The sequence below is a fragment of the Streptomyces sp. NPDC004284 genome (assembly GCF_042874035.1).
GTDB lineage: Bacteria > Actinomycetota > Actinomycetes > Streptomycetales > Streptomycetaceae > Streptomyces.
Genome location: NZ_JBIAMJ010000023.1, coordinates 24646 through 44378, shown reverse-complemented (window position 1 = coordinate 44378; position 19733 = coordinate 24646). Strand labels below are relative to the sequence as shown.

General features: G+C 73.7%; 20 protein-coding genes and 1 pseudogene. 13 read left to right on the top strand and 8 right to left on the bottom strand.

The annotated features are described in order from the left end of the window. Positions 1-73 precede the first annotated feature (73 nt). The gene (locus tag ACFYUS_RS36070; RefSeq protein ID WP_388861974.1) at positions 74-1186 is read left to right on the top strand and encodes a PP2C family protein-serine/threonine phosphatase; all 1113 of its coding nucleotides are present in this window, start codon (positions 74-76) and stop codon (positions 1184-1186) included. Between the two features lie 248 nt (positions 1187-1434). On the opposite strand, the gene ACFYUS_RS36065 is transcribed toward ACFYUS_RS36070, so the two are convergent. Next, positions 1435-2271, bottom strand: a complete 837-nt coding sequence (locus ACFYUS_RS36065; protein ID WP_388862110.1) for a DUF4436 family protein — start codon at positions 2269-2271, stop codon at positions 1435-1437. 358 nt (positions 2272-2629) lie between these two features. On the opposite strand from ACFYUS_RS36065, the gene ACFYUS_RS36060 reads away from it, so the two are divergent. Beyond that, positions 2630-3637, top strand: coding sequence for a magnesium and cobalt transport protein CorA (locus tag ACFYUS_RS36060; RefSeq protein ID WP_388861972.1), 1008 nt, complete (start codon positions 2630-2632; stop codon positions 3635-3637). A 202-nt stretch (positions 3638-3839) separates the two neighbouring features. Next, positions 3840-5723 (top strand): CocE/NonD family hydrolase C-terminal non-catalytic domain-containing protein, encoded by a 1884-nt coding sequence (locus ACFYUS_RS36055; protein ID WP_388861970.1) that lies wholly within the window; start codon positions 3840-3842, stop codon positions 5721-5723. Between the two features lie 55 nt (positions 5724-5778). On the opposite strand, the gene ACFYUS_RS36050 is transcribed toward ACFYUS_RS36055, so the two are convergent. Both ACFYUS_RS36050 and ACFYUS_RS36045 read right to left on the bottom strand, forming a co-directional pair. Beyond that, entirely contained in the window at positions 5779-7143 is a 1365-nt protein-coding gene (locus ACFYUS_RS36050; RefSeq protein ID WP_388861968.1) for an NtaA/DmoA family FMN-dependent monooxygenase, read from the bottom strand. Then, a complete protein-coding gene (locus ACFYUS_RS36045; RefSeq protein WP_388861966.1) occupies positions 7140-8255 on the bottom strand; it encodes an LLM class flavin-dependent oxidoreductase in 1116 nt (371 codons plus the stop codon). The genes ACFYUS_RS36050 and ACFYUS_RS36045 overlap by 4 nt, the downstream gene beginning before the upstream one ends. A gap of 471 nt (positions 8256-8726) precedes the next feature. On the opposite strand from ACFYUS_RS36045, the gene ACFYUS_RS36040 reads away from it, so the two are divergent. After that, positions 8727-9899 carry an alpha/beta hydrolase family protein gene (locus ACFYUS_RS36040; protein ID WP_388861964.1) on the top strand — a complete coding sequence of 391 codons (1173 nt, stop codon included), beginning with the start codon at positions 8727-8729 and terminating at the stop codon, positions 9897-9899. Between the two features lie 5 nt (positions 9900-9904). Here the strand turns inward: ACFYUS_RS36040 and ACFYUS_RS36035 are convergent, their stop codons facing one another. The 3 genes from ACFYUS_RS36035 to ACFYUS_RS36025 all read right to left on the bottom strand — a co-directional run bounded on the left by ACFYUS_RS36035 (position 9905) and on the right by ACFYUS_RS36025 (position 12861). Next, positions 9905-10489 (bottom strand): nucleosidase, encoded by a 585-nt coding sequence (locus ACFYUS_RS36035; RefSeq protein WP_388861962.1) that lies wholly within the window; start codon positions 10487-10489, stop codon positions 9905-9907. A gap of 90 nt (positions 10490-10579) precedes the next feature. Beyond that, positions 10580-11977 (bottom strand): VWA domain-containing protein, encoded by a 1398-nt coding sequence (locus ACFYUS_RS36030; RefSeq protein WP_388861960.1) that lies wholly within the window; start codon positions 11975-11977, stop codon positions 10580-10582. After that, positions 11974-12861 carry an AAA family ATPase gene (locus ACFYUS_RS36025; protein ID WP_388861958.1) on the bottom strand — a complete coding sequence of 296 codons (888 nt, stop codon included), beginning with the start codon at positions 12859-12861 and terminating at the stop codon, positions 11974-11976. Before ACFYUS_RS36025 ends, ACFYUS_RS36030 begins: the two co-directional genes overlap by 4 nt. A 179-nt stretch (positions 12862-13040) precedes the next feature. Between ACFYUS_RS36025 and ACFYUS_RS36020 the strand changes: the two genes are divergently transcribed. Next, on the top strand, positions 13041-14150 hold the full coding sequence (locus ACFYUS_RS36020) for a PP2C family protein-serine/threonine phosphatase (protein WP_388861956.1): 1110 nt from the start codon (positions 13041-13043) through the stop codon (positions 14148-14150). A 136-nt stretch (positions 14151-14286) separates the two neighbouring features. Further along, positions 14287-14652, top strand: coding sequence for a luciferase family protein (locus ACFYUS_RS36015; RefSeq protein WP_388861954.1), 366 nt, complete (start codon positions 14287-14289; stop codon positions 14650-14652). A 9-nt stretch (positions 14653-14661) separates the two neighbouring features. On the opposite strand, the gene ACFYUS_RS36010 is transcribed toward ACFYUS_RS36015, so the two are convergent. Beyond that, positions 14662-15153 (bottom strand): PaaI family thioesterase, encoded by a 492-nt coding sequence (locus tag ACFYUS_RS36010; protein WP_388861952.1) that lies wholly within the window; start codon positions 15151-15153, stop codon positions 14662-14664. Positions 15154-15251: 98 nt separating this feature from the next. Here ACFYUS_RS36010 and ACFYUS_RS36005 point away from each other — a divergent pair, with 98 nt between their 5' ends. The 4 genes and pseudogenes from ACFYUS_RS36005 to ACFYUS_RS35990 all read left to right on the top strand — a co-directional run bounded on the left by ACFYUS_RS36005 (position 15252) and on the right by ACFYUS_RS35990 (position 17536). Further along, a complete protein-coding gene (locus ACFYUS_RS36005; protein ID WP_388861950.1) occupies positions 15252-15725 on the top strand; it encodes a winged helix-turn-helix transcriptional regulator in 474 nt (157 codons plus the stop codon). A gap of 76 nt (positions 15726-15801) precedes the next feature. Continuing rightward, entirely contained in the window at positions 15802-16659 is an 858-nt protein-coding gene (locus ACFYUS_RS36000) for a YhjD/YihY/BrkB family envelope integrity protein (RefSeq protein ID WP_388861948.1), read from the top strand. 49 nt (positions 16660-16708) lie between these two features. Continuing rightward, positions 16709-16927, top strand: a pseudogene (locus tag ACFYUS_RS35995) (response regulator transcription factor); the annotation flags it as partial. Positions 16928-17041: 114 nt separating this feature from the next. Next, entirely contained in the window at positions 17042-17536 is a 495-nt protein-coding gene (locus ACFYUS_RS35990; RefSeq protein ID WP_388861946.1) for an NUDIX domain-containing protein, read from the top strand. A gap of 43 nt (positions 17537-17579) precedes the next feature. Here ACFYUS_RS35990 and ACFYUS_RS35985 read toward each other — a convergent pair whose 3' ends face one another. Next, positions 17580-18104 carry a hypothetical protein gene (locus ACFYUS_RS35985; RefSeq protein WP_388861944.1) on the bottom strand — a complete coding sequence of 175 codons (525 nt, stop codon included), beginning with the start codon at positions 18102-18104 and terminating at the stop codon, positions 17580-17582. A 109-nt stretch (positions 18105-18213) separates the two neighbouring features. Between ACFYUS_RS35985 and ACFYUS_RS35980 the strand changes: the two genes are divergently transcribed. The 3 genes from ACFYUS_RS35980 to ACFYUS_RS35970 all read left to right on the top strand — a co-directional run bounded on the left by ACFYUS_RS35980 (position 18214) and on the right by ACFYUS_RS35970 (position 19704). After that, complete coding sequence (locus ACFYUS_RS35980; RefSeq protein WP_388861942.1) at positions 18214-18867, top strand: DUF6629 family protein; 654 nt, start codon at positions 18214-18216, stop codon at positions 18865-18867. A 7-nt stretch (positions 18868-18874) separates the two neighbouring features. After that, positions 18875-19087 (top strand): hypothetical protein, encoded by a 213-nt coding sequence (locus ACFYUS_RS35975; protein ID WP_388861940.1) that lies wholly within the window; start codon positions 18875-18877, stop codon positions 19085-19087. A gap of 122 nt (positions 19088-19209) precedes the next feature. Then, a complete protein-coding gene (locus ACFYUS_RS35970; protein ID WP_388861938.1) occupies positions 19210-19704 on the top strand; it encodes a peptidylprolyl isomerase in 495 nt (164 codons plus the stop codon). The last annotated feature ends 29 nt before the right edge of the window (positions 19705-19733 follow it).

The following is a 19733-nucleotide window of genomic DNA, read 5'->3' as shown; positions in this document are numbered from 1 at the left end:
CGGACCGGCCCCGGGACACGCCAGGAGTCGACGGCACCCCGGCCCGGCCGGGAGCCGTGCGTACGATCATGAGATGCCCGAAGCCGGTCTCCGCCGCCCTCCCGGCCCGGCGACGCGCACCCAGTTCAACCTGGGGCGCGCTCTGCCCTTCCTGGTCCTGGTCCTGACCGTCGTCATCGATCTGGTCACCCCGGACCGGGAGCGTTTCGACCGTCTCCTCGTCGCCGCGCCCGCGCTCGCCGCCGTCACCTGGAGCGTCCGCGAGACCATCGGCATCGGACTGACCGCGATGGGCGTCCGCGCGCTCCTCGCCGTCACCAGGGGCGAAGGGTTCGGCTCCGAGCTCCTCGCCAGCGAGGCCATCATCGCCGCGGTGACCGCCGCCGCTGCCTGGATCAGCCGGGTCAGGACCCGCTACGAGCAGGACCTGCGGGAGGTCACCGCCGTCGCCGAGGTCGTCCAGCGGGTCGTCCTGCGCCCGCTGCCCGAACGCCTCGGACGGTTCGAACTGCACCTGCTGTACGTCGCGGCCGCGGCCAAGGCGAGGATCGGCGGCGACTTCTACGAGGCCGTCAGGATCCCCGGCGCGGTGCGCGTCATGCTCGGCGACGTCCAGGGCAAGGGCCTCGGCGCCGTCGAGACCGCCTCCGTCCTGCTCGGCTCCTTCCGCGCCGCCGTCAACGACGCCCGCGACCTCGCGGCCCTCGCGGACCGGCTCGACGAGGGCCTCGCCCGCTACGGCGCCTGGGACCCGGACTCCGACGCCGCCGAACGCTTCGCCACCGTCGTCCTGGTGGAACTCCCCGACGGCCGCGACGTCGTACGGCTCCTCAGCTGCGGCCACCCCGCCCCGCTGCTCCAGCGCGCGACCGGCGTCGAGCCCGTCCACTTCGCCGACCCCTCGCTGCCCGTCAACCTCGCGGGTCTCGCGGAGAACCACCACCGGATCGAGGAAGTGCCCTTCGGGCCGGGCGACCGGCTGCTCCTCTACACCGACGGCGTCAGCGAGACCCGCGACCGGACCGGCACCTTCTACCCGCTGGAGCTGCGCCTGCGCGGCTGGGCCCGGGAACCCGCCGCGGAGCTGCCCGAACTCCTCCACCGCGACCTCGCCGCCTACGGGGCGGGCGGCCTCGACGACGACGTCGCCGCCGTCGTCGTGGTCCGCCCGCCCGAAGCCCCCTGAGACGCGGTCTCGCACCCCCGGCCTCCCACCGGCACGGGAGGGCGGCGCTCCCGCACCGCACCTCGTCACGCCCGCTCGGGCGGCCCTGACCAGGTGAGGACGGACCGCTCCGAGCGGCGCTCCCCGCGCCGCTCGGCACGGTCGCCCGGACGGCGGGCGACAGCCGGGTCCCTGCCCGAGGACGGCGGGCCCGATCCCCGGCCCGGCGCCCGCCCGCCGCGGAACGCCCACCGTGCCCGAGAACCGCCCTACGAGGAGTGGGCCTCGTCCGGGCGGAGGGCGGTGCGGACGCCGGTGACCACCACGGCGATCAGACACAGGGCGATGATCGTCTCGGCCCACAGGAAGGCGAACCAGTCCAGCACACAGCCGATCGGCGGAGTGCCGGGGGCGGTGTTGCGGAACGCCGCCAGGGCGAACAGCGTGGCGGCCATCCAGGCGAGGGCGGGCCAGACCAGGCCCTCGCCACGGGTGCCCAGGTACCAGGCTCCGATGAGCACGGAGGCCGCCAGCGCCCACATCACCACCATCATGAAGACCGCGAAGACCAGCAGGCTGCCCGATCGGACCACCCTCAGCCCCACGACCGCCTCTTGAGGCGGGGTCGTGGACGTCGGGGAGATCGAGAAGAGCGTGTCGTTGTGGGAGAACAGCACCCGCACCGGCACCTGCTCACCACCGAGCACCGCCCAGAACTCGATGTCCGTCTCGTAGGCGTCGAACGGATAGTCGCTGATCGAGCCGCCCGTGAGCGCGACCTTCACGTCCCTGGTCGTGATCCGCTCGTGCGCCTTGAACACCAGGTCGCCCTGGGTCGCCGCGGAGGTCTGGAGGACGAGATCGGCCGCCGGGGCGATCCCGCCTTCCTCGGCGAGGGTCCCCCGCGGGGTGACCCGGACCCGCATCACCAGCTCCCGGGCCGCGGCGTCGACGCGCTGGACGGTGGCCTCGACGTCCACCCGGTCGGCGGCTCCGGAGCCGGACGTGTGGACCGTGTCGAGCGCCTGCCGCTCGGCGAACTGCAGCCACGACCCCACGGACACCGCCACCACGATCAGGATCGCGAGGGGGACCAGAACCGCCAGGATCGACCCCCCGAAGCGGCGTGGGCGAGGCGGGGCCGAAGGTTCCGGAGGTGGGGCCACGGCGACTCCGACGCGCTGGGAGGGGGGACGGCCCTGTCCGGCCCGACGCCGGGAGGAGACCCCGCAGGGCGATCCTCGTCGACCTCGCCCGCGAACCGCCGCATCCGGGCGGGCGTGTCGGCGCCGACCGGACGGCCCGGTCCGTCTCGACGGGCGCGGGGGTCACCGGGGCCGGACGTGAGGACATTCCCGACGCGCCGGAGGAGCATCTATTGCTGTGAGGCCGACACGACGCGCCACGCGCCGTGAGCAAGGGACGGCGCACGTCGGCCGGCCGCGAGGAGGAGGCCAGGAGGCCATGATCGTCGACTGCGCACACTACCGGGACGGGCGCCGGCAGCACGAGGGCGCGATGCCCCTGGAGCAGGCGGCCGCGCGCTGCAAGCAGGGCGGTTTCGTCTGGCTGGGCGTCTTCGAACCGGGGCCCGAGGAACTGACCCGGGTCCGTGAGGTCTTCGGACTGCACGAGCTCGCCGTCGAGGACGCCCGGACGTTCCACCTGCGGCCGAAGGCCGAGCAGTACGAGGACGGCACCGAACTGATCATCCTGCGCACGGCACGCTACGACGACGAACGCGAGGAGATCGACACCGGAGAGATCAGCGTCTTCCTCGCCGAACACTTCGTGATCACCGTGCGCCAGGGCATCGCGAGCGAGCTGCACGAAGCCCGGAACCGGCTCGAAAGCCGCCCCGAACTGCTGAAGGCCGGCAGCGCCTCCACGCTGTGGGCCATCTTCGACCAGGTGGTCGACAGCTACGCGCCGGTCGTCGAGGAGCTCGAACGCGACATCGAGGAGATCGAGGCCACCGTGTTCTCCGGGACGGTCGCCCCGACCGAACGGATCTACTTCCTGCGCCGCGAGGCGACGGACTTCTACCGCGCCGTACACCCGCTGCTCGCGGTACTGGGACGCCGCCTGCAGCCCGGCAAGTCACCGCCCGCGCTCCTGCCGTACATCCGCGACGTGCACGACCACCTGCTGCTCGTCAACGAGGAGGTCGCCGCCCAGCGCGACCTCCTGACCACCGTCCTGGAAGCGAACATCGCGGTCATCTCCGTCGAGCAGAACAAGATCAGCCTCCGGCAGAGCGCCACGATGGAGCGGCTGACCATCCTCGCCAGCGTGTTCCTCCCGCTGTCCTTCGTGGTCGGCTTCTTCGGGCAGAACTTCGACTGGCTGGTCGGCCACATCAACGGCTTCGCGACCTTCCTCACCCTCACCGTCGTCGGACTGCTGCTGCCGAGCCTGATGCTCTACCTCTGGCTGCGCCGACGCCGCAGCCGCCCGCCCCCCACGGAGTGAGGGCCGAGCCGCCGCACGTACGGAAACCCGGAGCGCGGGCCGGGCGCCGGACACCGGCTCCGGGACGTCTTGTGCCGTTGACGCCCGGTTGCGCGTCCCGTGCGCCGTTCGTGCGCTCTGGCCGCTCCGTTCCCGGTACGTGAGGCTTGCGACCGTCCGCAGCGCGGACAGCCAGCAGCCCAGTCGAGAGGAACGGGTGCACGTGCCCCAGGACAACCCCTTCGCCAACGGATCGTCCGAAGAATTCCCCGGCTTCCCGGGCGTCACGGCGCGCCTCACCGCCGCCGAGGTCTCCCGCATCGCAGGCCGCGGCCTGTGGGCCGCCGACGGAACCGTCGACCCCGACGCCGTCCGGCTCGGCCAGACCCTCACCACCGCCCTCCTGAACGGAAGCGGCGGCGAACTCCCCGCCGAGCTCGCCGCGCACGTCGAGGAGGTACGGGGGCTCGCCCTGCCCGCGTACCACCGCATCGAGGCCACGGACGGCATCCGGCTCTCCGCCTTCAGCCTCCGGCAGCTCGGCCCCGGCCCGCACCCGCTGGTCGTCGTCCCGGCCGGCTGGACCCCCTTCGGCTGGCCGCTGTTCCTCTGGTCGTACCTCTCCCTCGCCCGCCGGGGCTACCACGTCCTCGCCTACACGCCCCGCGGCCTCGGCATCCCCGGACTGCCCTCCACCTCCGAGGGCTTCGTCGACGTCGCCGGACCCCACGACTGGGCCGACGGCTCCGCCGTCATCGACTTCGCGACCGAGCACCTCGCCCCGAGCGCGATCGGCTTCCTCGGCGAGTCCTACGGCTCCGGCATCAGCCAGCTCGTCGCCGCCCACGACGACCGCGTCGCCGTCGTCGTCGCGCTCAGCACCTGGGGCAACCTCGCCACCAGCCTCTACGACCACGACACCCGCCACCTCGCGGCCGTGAAGGCCCTCCTCGCCCTCACCGGCGGCCCGGTGGAGACCAAGTTCGACGAGGCCAACCGGGAGGTCCTGGCCGACTTCCTCGCCGGCCGGAACCTCGACAGGGTCGTCGAGTGGGGCCGGCTGCGCGCCCCCGAGTCCTACCTCCACCTCACCGACGACAACGAGACCCCCACCTTCTTCTCGAACACCTGGCACGAGGGCCTCTTCGCCGTCAACCAGCTCCTGACGACCTTCGACGGCCTCGACGTCCCCAAGCGGCTGAACCTGTGGATCGGCGACCACGCCGCCCCCGAAGGGCCCGGGCTCATCGGCACGGAGCCCGGGAAGACCGATCTCCCCCTGGCCGAGGCGTACGCCTGGCTCGACCACCACCTCAAGGGCGAGCGCAACGGCGTGGAGGAGTGGGAGCAGGTCTGCAACCAGGTGATGTTCACGTACGTCACCGAACCCGTCCCGGACCCCGTCACCGGCGAGCCGACCGGCGAGAACCGGATCGTCGAGGAGGCGGTCCGGGAGAGCCGTGCCGACTGGAGCCGGGTCACCACCGGCGTCGAGGTCCTCGGCCTCACCGGCGACGGCGCGGGCGGCGCCGACGGCCGGCTCCTCCCCGCGGGCGAGACCGCGGACCCCTCGGAGGTCACCGGCTGGCGCCGCGCCTTCCTCGCGGGCGTGGACACCGAGGCCACCGTCATGGACGCGCTCATGAAGACCGGTCAGGCGGAACGGGCCGGCAACCCCAAGACCTACGACACCCGCAAGATCGACCGCCGGCACGCCCTCGTCTGGACCACCGCGCCGCTCACCGCACCGGAGGGCGAGGGCACGGCCGGCCGCCGGATCCGGGGCATCCCGAGGCTGCGCCTGACGGTCCGCTCCACGGCCGCCTCCGCGAGCCTCATCGCCCACCTCTTCGACGTCGCCGAGGACGGCACGGCCCGGATCATCACCCACGAGCCGCTCAGCGTGTACGGGCTGACGCCCGAGGAGGACCGCACCGTGACCTGGAAGCTCCAGGCCGCCGCGTACGACATCGCCGCGGGCCACCGGCTGATGCTGGTCGTCGACAGCAAGGACCCGCTGTACGGGGACGCCTCCGTCACCTGGACGCAGACCGTCGTCACCTCCCCGGGGGAGGCGCCGGCCTTCCTGGAACTGCCGCTGGGCTGACGGCCGTACGACGGACGCGGGCCCCCGGGAAGCCGGGCACCCGCGTCCGGGGGCGTCACGCCACCGGCGCGAGCCCCAGATGCTCCCGGAGCGTCGTCCCCGTGTACGCCGTCCGGTACACGCCCCGCTCCTGGAGCTCCGGCACGAGCAGCTCGACGATGTCGTCGAGTCCGTCCGGCACCAGGTACGGCGAGATGTTGAAGCCGTCGATCGCCCCGTGCCGGGCGAACCGGGCGAACTTCTCCGCGAGCCCGGCCGGGGTCCCGACGTGACCGCGCTGCGGACCGAGCTCGATCACCGTCTCGCGCAGCGACCAGCCGTTGGCATCGGCCTTCGCCCGCCACTCGGCCACCGTGGCCAGGGTCTCGCCCAGCTGGCGGGTGCCGAACTTCCCGTCGTACGCGGCGACCACCGGATCCTCGGCGGGCAGCGGCCCGTCCGCGTCCCGCCCGGACAGGTCGAAGCCCCACAGCCGGCTCGCGATGCCCAGCGCGACGGCGGGCGTGACCTGTTCGAGGCGGACCCAGCGGGCCTTCTCCTCCGCCTCCTTCTCGGTGGCCCCGATGATGATCTCCGTGCCCGGCAGGATCCGCAGGGCGTCCTCCGGCCGTCCGGCCGTCCGCAGCCGGCGCCGGATGTCCTCGGCGAAGGCGAGCGCGTCGTCGAAGTCCGTACCGTGCGCGGAGAAGATCACGTCCGCGTTGCGGGCCGCGAAGTCCCGGCCCTCGCCGGAGTCGCCCGCCTGGAAGATCACCGGATGCCCCTGCGCGCTGCGCGGCAGCGTCGGAGTCAGATCGACGTCGAACTGATCGGTCCGCGACCGTACGCGTCCCACCGCGCCCGGCACCGACCAGGACCGGGCGTCGGCGGAATCGGCGACCGCGCCCTCCGCCCAGCCGTTCCACACGGCGCGTGCGAGGGAGAGGAACTGCTCGGCGCGCCGGTAGCGGTCGGCGTGGTCGAGGAAGCCGCCCCGCCGGAAGTTCTCGCCGGTCCAGGCGTTGTGGGTGGTCACCATGTTCCAGCCGGCCCGGCCGCCCGACAGCAGGTCGAGACCGGCGAGCCGCCGGGCGAGGTCGCCGGGCTCGTTGAAGGTGGTGTTGGAGGTGGAGACGAGACCGATCCGCTCGGTCGCGGCGGCGAGCGCCGACAGCTGGACGATCGAGTCGGGGCGGCCGGCGACGTCCAGCTCGTGGATGCCGCCCTCCGACTCGCGCAGCCGCAGCCCGTCCCCGAGGAAGAACGCGTCGAACAGCCCGCGTTCGGCGGTCCTGGCCACCCGCAGGAAGGTCGCCGGATCCATCTGGGAGCCGCTGGACGGGTCCGACCAGATCGTCCAGTGGTTGACGCCCTGGAAGAACACCCCGAAGTGCAGCCGCGCGTCCGGGCGCGGGACGTCGTGCGCATCGGCGCGGGTCATCGGGTCTCCTCCCCGACGAGCGCGGCGGCACCGTCGGTCGTGAAGCGGCTGAGGGGCCGGGGGAGGCCCAGGGAGGTGCGCAGGGTGGTGCCCGGCAGCGGGCGGGCGGCGATCCGCCGGACGAACAGCTCGGGCAGGACGAGACGGGAGAGCACCGCCAGGTCCTCGTCGAGGACGAGCGGCCGCAGCCGCACCCCGTCGACATGGCCGCCGAGCTCCGTCAGGAGGTCCACCAGACCGGCGGCGGAACCGGTGTACCGCAGCCGGTCCGGGCCGCCCTCCCAGGGGGCGTACCGCTCCAGGTCGGCGATCCGCTCCCGCGCCGACCCGCCCGGGGCGTCGAGGGCGACCTCGACCTCCGCGAAGGCGAGCGGCGCGCCGGCGGCCGCGGCCGCCGCCCCCGCCTCGGCCGGCGTCGCTCCGCCGACCAGCGCCACATCGACGAGACCGGCCGGGACGAGCCCCGGGCGGGCGAGGACCACGGGCCGGCCCTGCGGCGGGCGCGGCACGATCGACGGCCCCTTCACGGAGTACGTCTCGCCGGTGAAGTCGACGGCGTGGAGCCGCGACCGGTCCAGGTAGCGGCTGGTGGCCACCGACCGGATCACCGCGTCGTCCTCCCACGAGTCCCACAGGTCCCGTACGACACGGAGGCCGTCGCGGGCCTCGCGGGCGAACGCGTCGGCGCCCTCGACGACCGGGCGCCCCCAGGCGCGGGCGGCGGCCGGATCCTCCTCGACCCCCACCACCCAGGCCGCCCGGCCGGACGAGACGTGATCGAGCGAGGCGAGCTGCGAGGAGACGTGGAACGGTTCGGCGTACGTGGTCGCCACGACGGGCGCCACGCCGAGGACGCTCGTCGACGCGGCCACGAACGCGGCCCGCTCCACCGCGCCGATCCGCCCCACGGGATCGTTCGCTGGACCGGGCGGCAGGATCGAGTCCTCCAGGGTGACCAGGGTGAACCCGGCGTTCTCGGCGGCGGCCGCGACGCGGGCGAGCCGACGCGGGGTCAGCAGCTCGCCGGGGGAGTGCACGGCACGGCGCCACGCGGCCGGATGGGCACCGTCGCCGTCGATCTCGACGGCCAGGTGCAGGGCGGGACGGGGCATGGGAGTCCTTCCGAACGACAGGAACGCGCGGCGGCACGGCAGCGGCACGGGGCACGACTGCACGGGGGCCGGGCGGGACGGGACGTCACGGGACGCGCGGACCCACGAGGGGTGGGGTCAGGCGCGAGGGGAAGGACAGATGGCCGAGGAGGTACGGCAGAAGTCGACGTGCCGCCGGCAGACGAGGCGGGCGCACGTACGGGCGGGCACATGCGCCGTGTCGATCACTGCGAGCACGTGCGCCTCCCCTCCCGGTTCCGGCCCCGCCCAGGTGTGCGAGCGGGGACACCTCACCATAGGCAGGCCGCCTTCCGCGCTGTCAAGGTCGTTCCGCTCGGCGGGACGTCAGGACGGCGCCGGAGGAAGGGAGTCGGGGGGGACCGGATGCGGGGCCGTGTCAGACCCTGGGCTGATCGAGGGTCGGCCCAGGGACGGACGCGCGGGTCAGGCACCGGCGCCTAGCGTGCCCGCATGATCCGATTCAGCAGGGCGGCCGCGGCCGCCGTACTCGCCTGTTCCCTCGCCTTACCGGCCGGCGTCGCCACGGCCGCCGCCCCGGACACGCCGAGCGCGGGAGCCCCGGCCCGGGCGGCACGGCCCGCCGTGCTGCCGGACCCCACCGGACCGTACGCCGTCGGCAGCACGGTGCTGCCGCTCGTCGACCGCTCCCGCACCGACCCCTGGGTGCCCACCGCCGACGGGCGCGCGCTCATGGTCACGCTGCACTACCCGGCGGCCCGCCGGGGCGGCGGCGGCCCCGCCCCGTACGCCACCGGGGAGGAGGCGCGGCTGCTCGCCGAGCAGCTCGGGCCGGGGGTCTCCGGGGACGTGCTCGCCCGTACGCGTACCCACAGCAGGACCGACGTCCGGCCCGCGCCCGGCCGCCACCCCCTGGTGCTGCTCTCGCCGGGCTTCGGCGTCTCCCGCTGGACGCTCACGAACCTCGCCGAGGACCTCGCCTCGCGGGGCTATGTCGTGGCCTCCGTCGACCACGCCTACGAGTCGTACGGGATCAGCCTCCCCGACGGCCGTACGCTCACCTGCGTCGCCTGTACGGCCCTCGACGGGGGCGGGGTGCACGGCAGCGTCGTCACCTCGACCCGCGCCGCCGACATGCGTGACGTCCTGGACCGGCTCACCGGACCGAAGCCGGTGTGGCGGTACGCCGACGTGATCGACGCGCGGCACGTCGGCATGGCCGGCCACTCCATCGGCGGGGCGAGCGCGGCGAGCGCCATGGCGGCCGATCCGCGCATCGACGCCGGGATCAACATGGACGGGGCGTTCTGGGAGGACCTTCCGGCCGGAGGCCTGGGCGGACGGCCGTTCCTGATGCTCGGGACCCACGACTCCATGCACCTGCCCGGCGGGCAGGACACCAGCTGGGACCGGACGTGGAGCGCGCTCGACGGCTGGAAGCGCTGGATCACGGTCGCCGGATCCGAGCACTTCACCTTCTCCGACGGCCCCGTGCTCGCCCGCCGCTTCGGACTGCCCCAGCCGGAGCTGCCCGCCGACCGGGCCGTCGCTATCACCCGGACCTACGTCGCGGCCTTCTTCGACCAGCACCTGCGCGGGATCCCGCGCCCGGTCCTCGACGGCCCGACGGCCGAGAACCCGGAGGTCCACTTCCAGCACCGCTGAGATGCTCAGGAGCGGTACGGGGTGTTCGCCTCCGCCCAGTCGGCCAGCGCCCGCGCGCACTCGGCGACCGATTCGCGCCAGGTGCGCGCGGCACCGTCACCGGCCTCGTCGCTGACGTGCTTCACGATGCGCAGCGGCACCCCGGCGAGCTCCGCCGCCGCGGCGAGCGCGTACCCCTCCATGTCGACCAGCGGCGCCCGCTCCGCGAGCCGCGCGCGGGCCGCCTCGTCGGAGATGAACGCGTCCCCGGTGGCCAGGACCACGTCACCGCCGTCCGGCAGCGTCAGCGGCGCGCCGTACGTCTCGCCGGTCAGCGTGGCGAGCAGCTGCCCGTCGAGGTCGTGCTGCACCACCGTGCCGACGACGTGCGTCCCGGTCCAGCCCGGCCGCAGGGCCCCGGCCGTCCCCAGGTTCACGATCCCGGACGGCCGCGGCCCCCGGCCGAGCACGGTCGCGAGCGCGATGCCCGCGTTCACCTTGCCCATGCCGGTGAGCAGGACGGGCAGCTCCGTGTCGAGGAACTGCGCCTCCTCCTTGACGGCGAGGACGAGCAGGGGACGGTCGGCGGTGATCTCTCCCAAGAGTTCCATGGGGGCCACGCTAGTTCGAGGGCCCGCCCGTCGTACAACCGGGCGTGGCCCGGGCCGGCGAAAACCGCCGCTCGGCGAGCTCTGCCGCGCTCACACCGGCAGCAGGCGACCGATCAGCTCTCCCAGCTGCCGGGCGTTGCGGCACGGGCGCATCTCCACGAGCTCCGCGTAGGCCGGGGCCACGGAATCGCCCGTGCCCCACAGCGAGGGCTGTTCGGGATTGAGCCAGTGGACCCGGCGCGCGCGGTCCGCGACGAGCCGGAGCGCGGCGAGGTTGGGGTCGGCGCCGTTGGTGCGGGCGTCGCCGAGGACGAAGACCACCGTGCGCGGGCCGACCGCCTCCGCGTACCGCTCGGCGAACTCCCCGAGCGCCGTCCCGTAGTCGCTCTGTCCGTGCCACCCCGTGAGCTCCGCCTCCGCGAGGATGCGGTCGCCGAGCCCCGCCGGGTCCGCGGCGCCCCGTGCGATCAGCCCGGTCACCTCGTCCACCCGGTTGACGAAGGCGAAGACCCGCACCCGGCTGAACTGGTCGTGCAGGGCCTGCACGAGCAGCATCGTGAACTGGGCGAAACCGGCCACCGACCCCGACACGTCGCACAGCAGGACCAGCTCGGGGCGCCGGGGACGGCGCCGCCGCAGGACCGGGCGCACCGGCACGCCGCCGGTCGACAGCGAGCCGCGCAGCGTCCGCCGCAGGTCGATCTCCCCGCGTGCCGCCCGGCGCCGCCGGGCCGCGAGGCGGGTGGCCAGTTTCCGCGCCAGCGGCCGTACCGTACGCCGCAGCCCGTCCAGCTGCGCCCGCCCGGCGAGGAGGAAGTCCACGCTGTCCGCCGTGCCCGCGACCGCCCGCCGCGCGACCCGGTCACGGCCCTGCCGCTCGGCGACACGCCGCCGGGCCTCGGTCCGCACCCGCTCCCGGAAGGCCTCGATCCGCCGCCGGATCTCGTCGTCGAGGAGCCGCTCGGCGAACTCGGGGTCCCCGGCCGTGTCCGCCGCCCGCAGCCGCTCGCGCACCCGGGCGAGCAGCGTCTCGGGGCGGAGCCGGGAGAGCGTCTGGTACGAGGACCAGCCGTCCGAGTCCGGGCCGGAGCCGTACCCGCCGAACCCGCCGACCGCCTCGGCGGCCAGCCGGTCGAGTGCGGAGCCGTCCCCGGCGGTGAGGGCCTGTGCGAGCCGCTCCCGGAGCGCGGCGAGGTCCGCGGCGGTGTCCTCGTACGCCCCGGCCCGCCCGGGAGCGCCGCCGAGGGGGAAGTACAGGTCGAAGACCTGGTCGAACACCGTGCGCTGGCCCTCCCCGTGGAGCAGTGTCGCGGCCAGCGCCTCCCGGACCCGCGCCCGGTCGGTGAAGCCGACGGCTTCGAGCGCGAGCCCCGCGTCCACGGTCTCGCCGGTCCCGATCCCGAACCCGTGCGCGCGCAGCGCCGCCACGAGCCCGGTGAGCCGTTCGACGGCGCCGGTCGCCGGACCGGCCGCCTCCGCCGGGTTCACACCGCGTCCAGGTCGAGTTTGGCCGCCGCCTTCACGATGTCGTCCTGGTGCTTGAGGAGGACGCCGAGGGTCTCGCGCACGACCCGCTCGTCCAGCCGGTCCGCGCCGAGCGCGAGCAGTGTGCGGGCCCAGTCGATCGTCTCCGACACGGACGGCACCTTGCGCAGGTCCATGGCCCGCAGCGCCCCCACGACCCGCACGACGGACGTGGCGAGAGCGGCGTCGAGGCCGGGCACCTTGAGGGTGACGATCCGGCGTTCGAGCTCCTCCTCGGGGAAGCCGATGTGCAGGAAGAGGCAGCGCCGGCGCAGCGCCTCGGACAGCTCGCGGCTCGCGTTCGAGGTGAGCACGGTGAAGGGCCGCCGCGTCGCTCTGATCGTGCCGAGCTCGGGCACGGTCACCTGGAAGTCGCTGAGCACCTCCAGGAGCAGCCCCTCCACCTCGACGTCGGCCTTGTCGGTCTCGTCGACGAGGAGCACCGTCGGCTCCTCGGACCGGATGGCGGTGAGCAGCGGCCGGGGGAGCAGGAACTCCTCGCCGAAGATGTCCGTGCGCGTCTCGTCCCAGGACTCGCCCCGCCCGGCCGTGATCCGCAGCAGCTGCTTGGCGTGGTTCCACTCGTACAGCGCGCGGGACTCGTCGACGCCCTCGTAGCACTGCAGCCGGACCAGGCGCGCTCCCGTGACCTCGGTGACCGCCTTGGCGAGCTCCGTCTTGCCGACGCCGGCCGGGCCCTCGACGAGCAGCGGCTTGCCCAGCCGGTCGGCGAGGAAGACGGTGGTGGCGACGGCCGGCGACGCCAGGTAGCCGGTCGTGGCGAGCCGTTCGGCGACGTCGTCGACGGAGCTGAAGAATCCGGTCGTCACGGCTGATCCGGTCGTCATGCTGTCCCCCCGGGAGCGGAATCTCGTACTGGCCAGTAGCCTCAGCTGTACTTGATCAGATCAGGCACCGCCGCACAACCGTCCCGCACGAGCTCCGTACCGTGCGCGGGGCGGCGGCCACTGGTGCAATGGGGGAACCGGGTGCACCACCCGGAGGCCCGCACGGCGGTGGAGGTGTCGTGGCGGAACGGGACGAGGCCCTCCTGGGCAGGACACGGGCCATGGAGCAGGCGATCGGCGAGATCGGCACGACGCTCGACGAGACGACCACCTGCCGTGAACTCGCGTCCTTCCTCGCCCGCCACCTGCACGCCTCCGTCACGATCGACCTGCTCGACGAACCGGGGGGACCGGTCCGGCGCGCGGCATCGGCGGGAGCGGCGGCCACCGGCGGCTCCGGCCGCGCCCCCAGCCTCGCCGTACCCCTCGCCGTCCGGGACGGGGACCCCCTCGGGAGCGTGATCGTCACGCGCGACGGAGGCCCCGGCTTCGCCGCCGACGAGGTGGCGGTCCTGCGGCACGCGGTCCGGCTCGCCGCCCGGCACCTCGGCCACGCCCGCCGGCTCGTCGCCACCGAGGAGACCGCTCTCCACCTCCAGCGCGCCCTCGTCGCCGAACCCGGCCGGCCGCATCCCAATCTGGAGATCGCGGGCGGCTACCTCCCGGCGGGTCCGCGCGCCCTCGTGGGAGGCGACTGGTTCGAGACCGTACGGCTCCACTACGGCCGCAGCCTCCTCGTCGTCGGCGACGTGATGGGCCACGGGCTCGACGCGGCCGTCGACATGAACGCCTATCGCACGGCGCTCCGCGAGGTCGCCGCGACCGATCTGCCGCCGCACCGGGTCCTGCGCCACCTCGACTCCGTGGTCGCCGAGGACGACGCCCGCCGCCCCGCCACCTGCCTGCTCGTCCGGATCGACCCGGCCCGTGGCGCCGCCACCTTCGCCAACGCCGGGCACCTGCCGCCCGCCGTGTTCGGCGCGGACGGTTCCGTGGAGATCGTCGACCTCCCGGTGGGGCCACCGCTGGGCACCGGCATCGGGGGCTACGAACCCACCACGCGCCCGCTCGCCACCGGCGAGACCCTGCTGATGTTCACCGACGGCCTCGTCGAACGGCGCGACGAGGACATCGACGTCTCGCTCGCCCGTCTCGCCGACCTCCGGCTCCCGGCGGACTCCGGCCCCGAGCAGGTCGTCGAGGAGGTGCTCGGCCGCCTCGACGCCCACCACGCGGAGGACGACGTGGCCGTCCTCGCGGCCCGCATCCGCGCACGCCCGGAAGCGTGACACGGGGTCACACCCGCCCCACGCGCCGCCGTGACGCACGGTCACACCGCCCCCGCCGGCAGCTTGTTTCGCGCCTCGGCGGGATTCTTTCGGTAGGACGCTTGTGCGTGGCCCCCGGGCCCGGCACGCTCCTCGTATGAACACGGCCAGGCATGCCAGTGAACGTCTGATGAGCTGGCCCTCGCTGACCCCCGGCCGCGCCCATTGCGGCGCCGAGCTCGGACTGGGCACCGGGACGCAGGAGATCGTCCACTTCCACGGCGAACACGAGGCGGACGTCCACCTCACCCGCGCCATGATCGCGAAACTGCGCCCGGCGCTCCTCGGATCGAGCGCGGTCCGGCTGCGGGCCGGATCCGGCTGGGTGACGGTCCGTCTGGACATGGGCTCGGACATCGATCTGCTCGCCACCCTGGTGAGCGCCGCGCTCCAGGCCAACGGAGTCCCCGACGCCGCCCCGGACGGCTGCACCCGCACCCGCCCGGTCCCCGGCACCCGCTGAACCCGCCGCCTACGAAGGGACCGGGAACAGCATGCACGTGCTGGTCGCGTGACCGAGGAGCCGGTCCTCCGCGTCGTACAGACCCGCCTCGGCGAGTGCCGTGCGGCGCCCCTGCGACAGCACCGTGCCGACGGCGCGGATCCTGCCCGTGTCCATCGTGACCGGGCGGAGGAAGCGGGTCGACAGGTCGAGCGAGGTGTACGCCATGCCCTGCGGGAGCGTGCTGTGGACCGCGCAGCCGGCCGCCGAGTCGAGCAGCGTCGCGTACACGCCGCCGTGCACGCTCCCGATCGGGTTGTAGTGCTCCTCGCCCGGTTCGAGCGCGAACACCGCGCGCCCCGGCTCGACCTCCTCCAGGGCGAAGCCCAGGAGGGAGGCGATCGGCGGCGCGGGCAGCCGGCCCGCCACCATCTCCCGCAGGAAGTCGATGCCCGCCATGGACATCGCGGCCCGCGCGGTGGCCCCGGCGTCCTCCCACTCGACCGTGCGTGACCGCCCCATCACCACTCCACTCCGCCGATCATCTGACTTTGTAAGGCGAAGCTAGCTTCCGTGTCCGCTGACTGTCAACGACAGAGCCAGGTGGCTACAGTGGGCGGATGAACTGGCTGGATACGGATACGGAGAACTGCCCGGTCCGCCGTGCCCTGGACGTCGTGGGCGAGAAATGGAGCCTGCTCATCCTGCGCGAGGCCTTCAACGGCGTCCGCCGGTACGACGAGTTCCGCGGGCACCTCGGCCTCTCGGAGGCCGTCCTCGCCGACCGCCTCCGCAAGCTCGTCGCCGCCGGCGTCCTGCGCAGCGAGCCCTACCGGGAGCCCGGCGCCCGCACCCGTCACGAGTACCGCCTCACCCGCAAGGGCGTCGACCTCTGGCCCGTGCTCCTCGCCCTCAAGCAGTGGGGCGACACCCACGCCGCCGAGCCCGAGGGCCCCGTCCTCGACGTCCGGCACGCCGACTGCGGCGCCCCCGTCCGCGTCGTCGTCCAGTGCGAGGGCGACGAACGGGCCGTCCTCACACCCCGCGACGTCACCGTCCGCCCGGGCCCGGCGGCCCGCCCCCGCCGAACCTGAGGCGCCACCGGATCCGTCCACCCGTTCGGCCCCACCCTTGCGATGTCCGGGCGCCCGGCCGGGTACCTCACCAGGCATGCCCCCCACACCCGGTCCGCCGCGCGACGGTGCCCCCGCCGAACACGGCCACTGGGCCGCGCGGCTCCACGCCCGCCTCCTCACCTCGTCCGTCGGTCTCGCCTGGAGCCGGGGCCGGGCGATGGAACTCATGCACCGCGCCATGGGCTTCGCGGCGCTCAGCCTGCTCACCCTCGTCCCGCTGCTCATCGTCGTCGCCGCGGCCGACCTCGCCAGCGGCCACGGCTTCGCCCGCTGGCTGGTGCAGGGCCTCGGCGTCTCCGACGTCTCGCAGGAGGAGGTCGAGCGGCTCTTCGGCCAGCCGGGACAGGCCCTGCAACGCACCACGGCCTTCGGCCTCGCCGCCCTCGCCGCCTTCGGCGTCACCTTCGGGTCGGCCGTACAGACCGGGTACGAGCGGGTCTGGGACCTCCCCACCGCCCGCTGGCACACCATGTGGCGACACGTCGTCTGGCTCGCCGTCCTCGTCGCGTCCCTACTGCTCTTCGTCGCCTTCCCCGCACCCGACAACGCGACCCTGGGCGTCACCGCCGTCGTCGCCCTCGGCGACGTCCTCGGCACCTTCGTCTTCTTCTGGTGGTCGCAGCGCTTCCTGCTCTGCGGCCGCATCCGCTGGCGCGCCCTCGCGCCCGGCGCCGTCCTCACCGCGCTCGGCCTCCTCGGGCTGCGGATCTTCTCGCAGCTCGTCTTCTCCCCGCTGATCGCCTCGAACGCGGTGACGTACGGACAGTTCGGCACCGTCCTCGTCCTGCAGTCCTGGCTCGTCGGCGTCGGCTTCGTCGTGTACGGAAGCGCCCTCGTCGGGCGCCTCGTCCACGAACACCTCGTCCGCCGCAGGCTGCGGCGCCCCCTCTGAGCGCTACTGGTCCCGGTGCCGCACCACGGAGCTACCGACCGCCCCAGGGCCACGCCCGCGCCGCCGCGCGGAGGGGATCACCGACCGCGAGCGCGAGGTCCTCACCCTCGTCGGGCGCGGCCTGTCCACCACCGAGATCGCCGGTGAGCTCCACATCGGCATCGCCACCGCGAAGACCTGCGTCACCCGGCTGCTCGCCGAGCCGGACGCCCGCGACCGTGTGCAGCTCGTGATCATCGCGTACGAGGCGGGCCTGGTCTCCGCCTCCCGAAAGCTCCGGTCGCTCACACGATCCGGTGATCCACTCGCGAGCCGCCGGCCGGACCGCCCCGGACCGCTTGGATGGAGGAGATCCATTCGGTCCGTCGAGAGAGAGCCGCCCATGGCGAACACCTGGCTGCCGCCCGCCGAGTACGTCGACACCCTGCCGAGAGCGACGGCGTACGCCTGCCTCTACTTCACCGACACCGCCGGCCGCCCCTTCCAGCTCCGGGCCACCTACAAGAACGAGCCGTGGCAGTGGCCCGGCGGCAACATGGACCCGGGGGAGACCCCCTGGGAGACCGCCGTGCGGGAGTGCCGGGAGGAGACCGGGCTCGTCTTCACCGGAGAGCCGCGCCTCCTCGCCACCCACTTCGTCACGGACCGGGGCGAGGACTGGCCGGCCAACCACATCGGCTTCATCTTCGACGGCGGCGAGCTGACGGACGAGCAGATCGCCGCCGTCGTCCTCGACCCGGAGGAGCACAGCGAGTACCGCCTGCGCACCCTGGACGAGTGGGAACGGGAGATGCACCCGCGCGAGTTCGCCCACCTCGTCGAGATCGACCGGGCACGGAGGACCGGGTCGACCGTGTACGTGGAGACCGGAGCGTGACGGCGGGGCCCGTCCGTCGGGACGGGCCCCGGCCGGGCGGCGCTCAGGCCCGGCAGCCCACCATCGGGTGGGCGATGTCGACGACGAACCGCTCCGGCGAGTGCAGCCGGAAGGTCTTGAACTCGGGCTTGGTGTCGAAGGCGGCTCCGATGGTGACCACGCCCTCGAAGTCGCCGGTCAGGGCGACTCCCTTGAGCGCGGGGAGATGGATCTTGACCAGCCGGGGGCCGCGGTAGACGGACCGGCCGGCGTCGTCGTGGGTCGCGGCGGGGGAGAGCCTGATCTCCAGGAAGTGCTTCCCCGCCAGCGGGACCCTGTTTCCCGATCCGTCGTAGTGCAGCGAGCGGACCTGATGGACGGTGACCGGGGGCAGCGTGCCCCGGACGTCGATCACGAGCCGGTCGAAGGTGGCGTGACCGCCCCAGCGGGTGTTGACGACCAGGGCCGTGGCCGGGGTCGAGGTGCTCGGGGTGGGGGCGTTGGCCGCGCCTGCCGGGATCGTGGCGCCGATCCCGGAGGTCAGCAGGATGCCCGCGGCGACGGCCGCGAGGGTGTGGCGGTGCTGCATGACGTCCCCCAATTTCTGCTGTTCCGGGGACAGTGGAGTCACTGGCAGAGACAACCACCACAACCATACGGTTCCCACCGATATGAGCGATATGGGGTAAAAGTTCCTCATGTGCTGGAGTGCGACCGCCGACCTCTGGGCGGGCCTCGGGATCGGCGCCGTCGGCGTGGCCTCCCTCGCCTCCGTACGCCGCCCCGGGGACGCGCCGCTCGCCGCCCTGCCCCTGCTCCTCGGCGCCCACCAGATCGTGGAGGCCGCCGTCTGGCACGCCGGGGGCGGTGCCGGGCCCGCCACCCTCGCCTGGGCCGTGATCGCCCTGCCCCTGCTGCCCCTCTGGGTGCCCCTCGGCGTCCTGACCGCCGCCCGCCCCGCGGACCGGCCGCGTCTGTCCGTGCCGCTCGCCGCCGGCCTCGTGACCGCCCCCGTCCTCGCGTACCGCCTCGCCGCCCGCCCCGTCTCGGCCGAGGTCCACGGTCACGCCCTCGGCTACGCCGTCGACCTGCCGTACGCGCCGCTGGTGCTCGCCGGATACCTGCTCGCCACCGTCGGCGCCCTGCTCCTCGCCCGCGACCGGCTCCTGCGGGTCCTCGGGCTCGTCACCGGCGGCGGAGCGGCCGTCTGCGCCCTCCTGTGGCGCACCGCGTTCGTCTCCACCTGGTGCGCCCTCGCGGCGGTCGCCTCGCTCCTGCTGCTCGCCTGGGTCCGCGGGCGTCCGGGGCCGGATCCGAACCCGACCGTAACCCCACGGCCTCTCAGCAGTTGACCAGGGCATGAAGAAGCGCAGCATGCTCGCCATCGCCTCCCTCGCCGCCGGTGTGGTCACCGCCATCGTGACCCCGCCGCCGCAGGCCAGCGCCACCGAGAACCCCCTCGCCGGCACCACGGGGCTCCTCCAGGAGGACCAGACGGCGCACGTCCTCCACGAGACCGTCCAGGGCGCCGAGGGCGCCCTCCAGAACCAGCAGGCGGGCGGGCTTCTCTGACTCCGCCCCAGGTGGCGACCGGTGTCCCGCGTTCCCGGAGGAACGCGGGACACCGGCACGCCGTGACCCGGTAGGAGGCGGCCCGTGCGCGCGCCGTGCGCGACTAATGACAGGATGTCCCCATGAGCGACAACGTTTACTTCGACATCACCATCAACGACGAGCCCGCGGGCCGCATCGTCTTCAAGCTGTTCGACGAGGTCGTCCCGAAGACGGCCACGAACTTCCGCGAGCTCGCGACCGGCGTGCACGGCTTCGGCTACGCCGGTTCCTCGTTCCACCGCGTCATCCCGGCGTTCATGCTGCAGGGCGGCGACTTCACCCGCGGCAACGGCACCGGCGGCAAGAGCATCTACGGCGAGAAGTTCGAGGACGAGAACTTCAAGCTGAAGCACGACCGCCCGTTCCTGCTCTCGATGGCCAACGCCGGCAAGAACACCAACGGCTCGCAGTTCTTCATCACCACGATCGTCACCGACTGGCTCGACGGCAAGCACGTCGTCTTCGGCGAGGTCGTCGAGGGCCAGGACCTGGTCAAGAAGATCGAGTCCTACGGCTCCCAGTCCGGCGCCACCAAGGCCAAGGTCACCATCGCCGAGTCCGGCATCGTGAAGTAAGGCGCCCGATCGCCTCGACGGTCCGAGCG

Excerpts from the sequence above, each read along its gene's own strand:
- ACFYUS_RS36060 (WP_388861972.1), top strand. The coding sequence starts at position 2,630 with ATGATCGTCGACTGCGCACACTACCGGGACGGGCGCCGGCAGCACGAG.
- ACFYUS_RS36070 (WP_388861974.1), top strand. The coding sequence starts at position 74 with ATGCCCGAAGCCGGTCTCCGCCGCCCTCCCGGCCCGGCGACGCGCACC.
- ACFYUS_RS36010 (WP_388861952.1), bottom strand. The coding sequence starts at position 15,153 with ATGGGGCGGTCACGCACGGTCGAGTGGGAGGACGCCGGGGCCACCGCG.
- ACFYUS_RS36045 (WP_388861966.1), bottom strand. The coding sequence starts at position 8,255 with ATGCCCCGTCCCGCCCTGCACCTGGCCGTCGAGATCGACGGCGACGGT.
- ACFYUS_RS36050 (WP_388861968.1), bottom strand. The coding sequence starts at position 7,143 with ATGACCCGCGCCGATGCGCACGACGTCCCGCGCCCGGACGCGCGGCTG.
- ACFYUS_RS36000 (WP_388861948.1), top strand. The coding sequence starts at position 15,802 with ATGCCCCCCACACCCGGTCCGCCGCGCGACGGTGCCCCCGCCGAACAC.
- ACFYUS_RS36035 (WP_388861962.1), bottom strand. The coding sequence starts at position 10,489 with ATGGAACTCTTGGGAGAGATCACCGCCGACCGTCCCCTGCTCGTCCTC.
- ACFYUS_RS35970 (WP_388861938.1), top strand. The coding sequence starts at position 19,210 with ATGAGCGACAACGTTTACTTCGACATCACCATCAACGACGAGCCCGCG.
- ACFYUS_RS35980 (WP_388861942.1), top strand. The coding sequence starts at position 18,214 with ATGTGCTGGAGTGCGACCGCCGACCTCTGGGCGGGCCTCGGGATCGGC.
- ACFYUS_RS35975 (WP_388861940.1), top strand. The coding sequence starts at position 18,875 with ATGAAGAAGCGCAGCATGCTCGCCATCGCCTCCCTCGCCGCCGGTGTG.
- ACFYUS_RS36040 (WP_388861964.1), top strand. The coding sequence starts at position 8,727 with ATGATCCGATTCAGCAGGGCGGCCGCGGCCGCCGTACTCGCCTGTTCC.
- ACFYUS_RS36025 (WP_388861958.1), bottom strand. The coding sequence starts at position 12,861 with ATGACGACCGGATCAGCCGTGACGACCGGATTCTTCAGCTCCGTCGAC.
- ACFYUS_RS35990 (WP_388861946.1), top strand. The coding sequence starts at position 17,042 with ATGGCGAACACCTGGCTGCCGCCCGCCGAGTACGTCGACACCCTGCCG.
- ACFYUS_RS36015 (WP_388861954.1), top strand. The coding sequence starts at position 14,287 with ATGAACACGGCCAGGCATGCCAGTGAACGTCTGATGAGCTGGCCCTCG.
- ACFYUS_RS35985 (WP_388861944.1), bottom strand. The coding sequence starts at position 18,104 with ATGCAGCACCGCCACACCCTCGCGGCCGTCGCCGCGGGCATCCTGCTG.
- ACFYUS_RS36005 (WP_388861950.1), top strand. The coding sequence starts at position 15,252 with ATGAACTGGCTGGATACGGATACGGAGAACTGCCCGGTCCGCCGTGCC.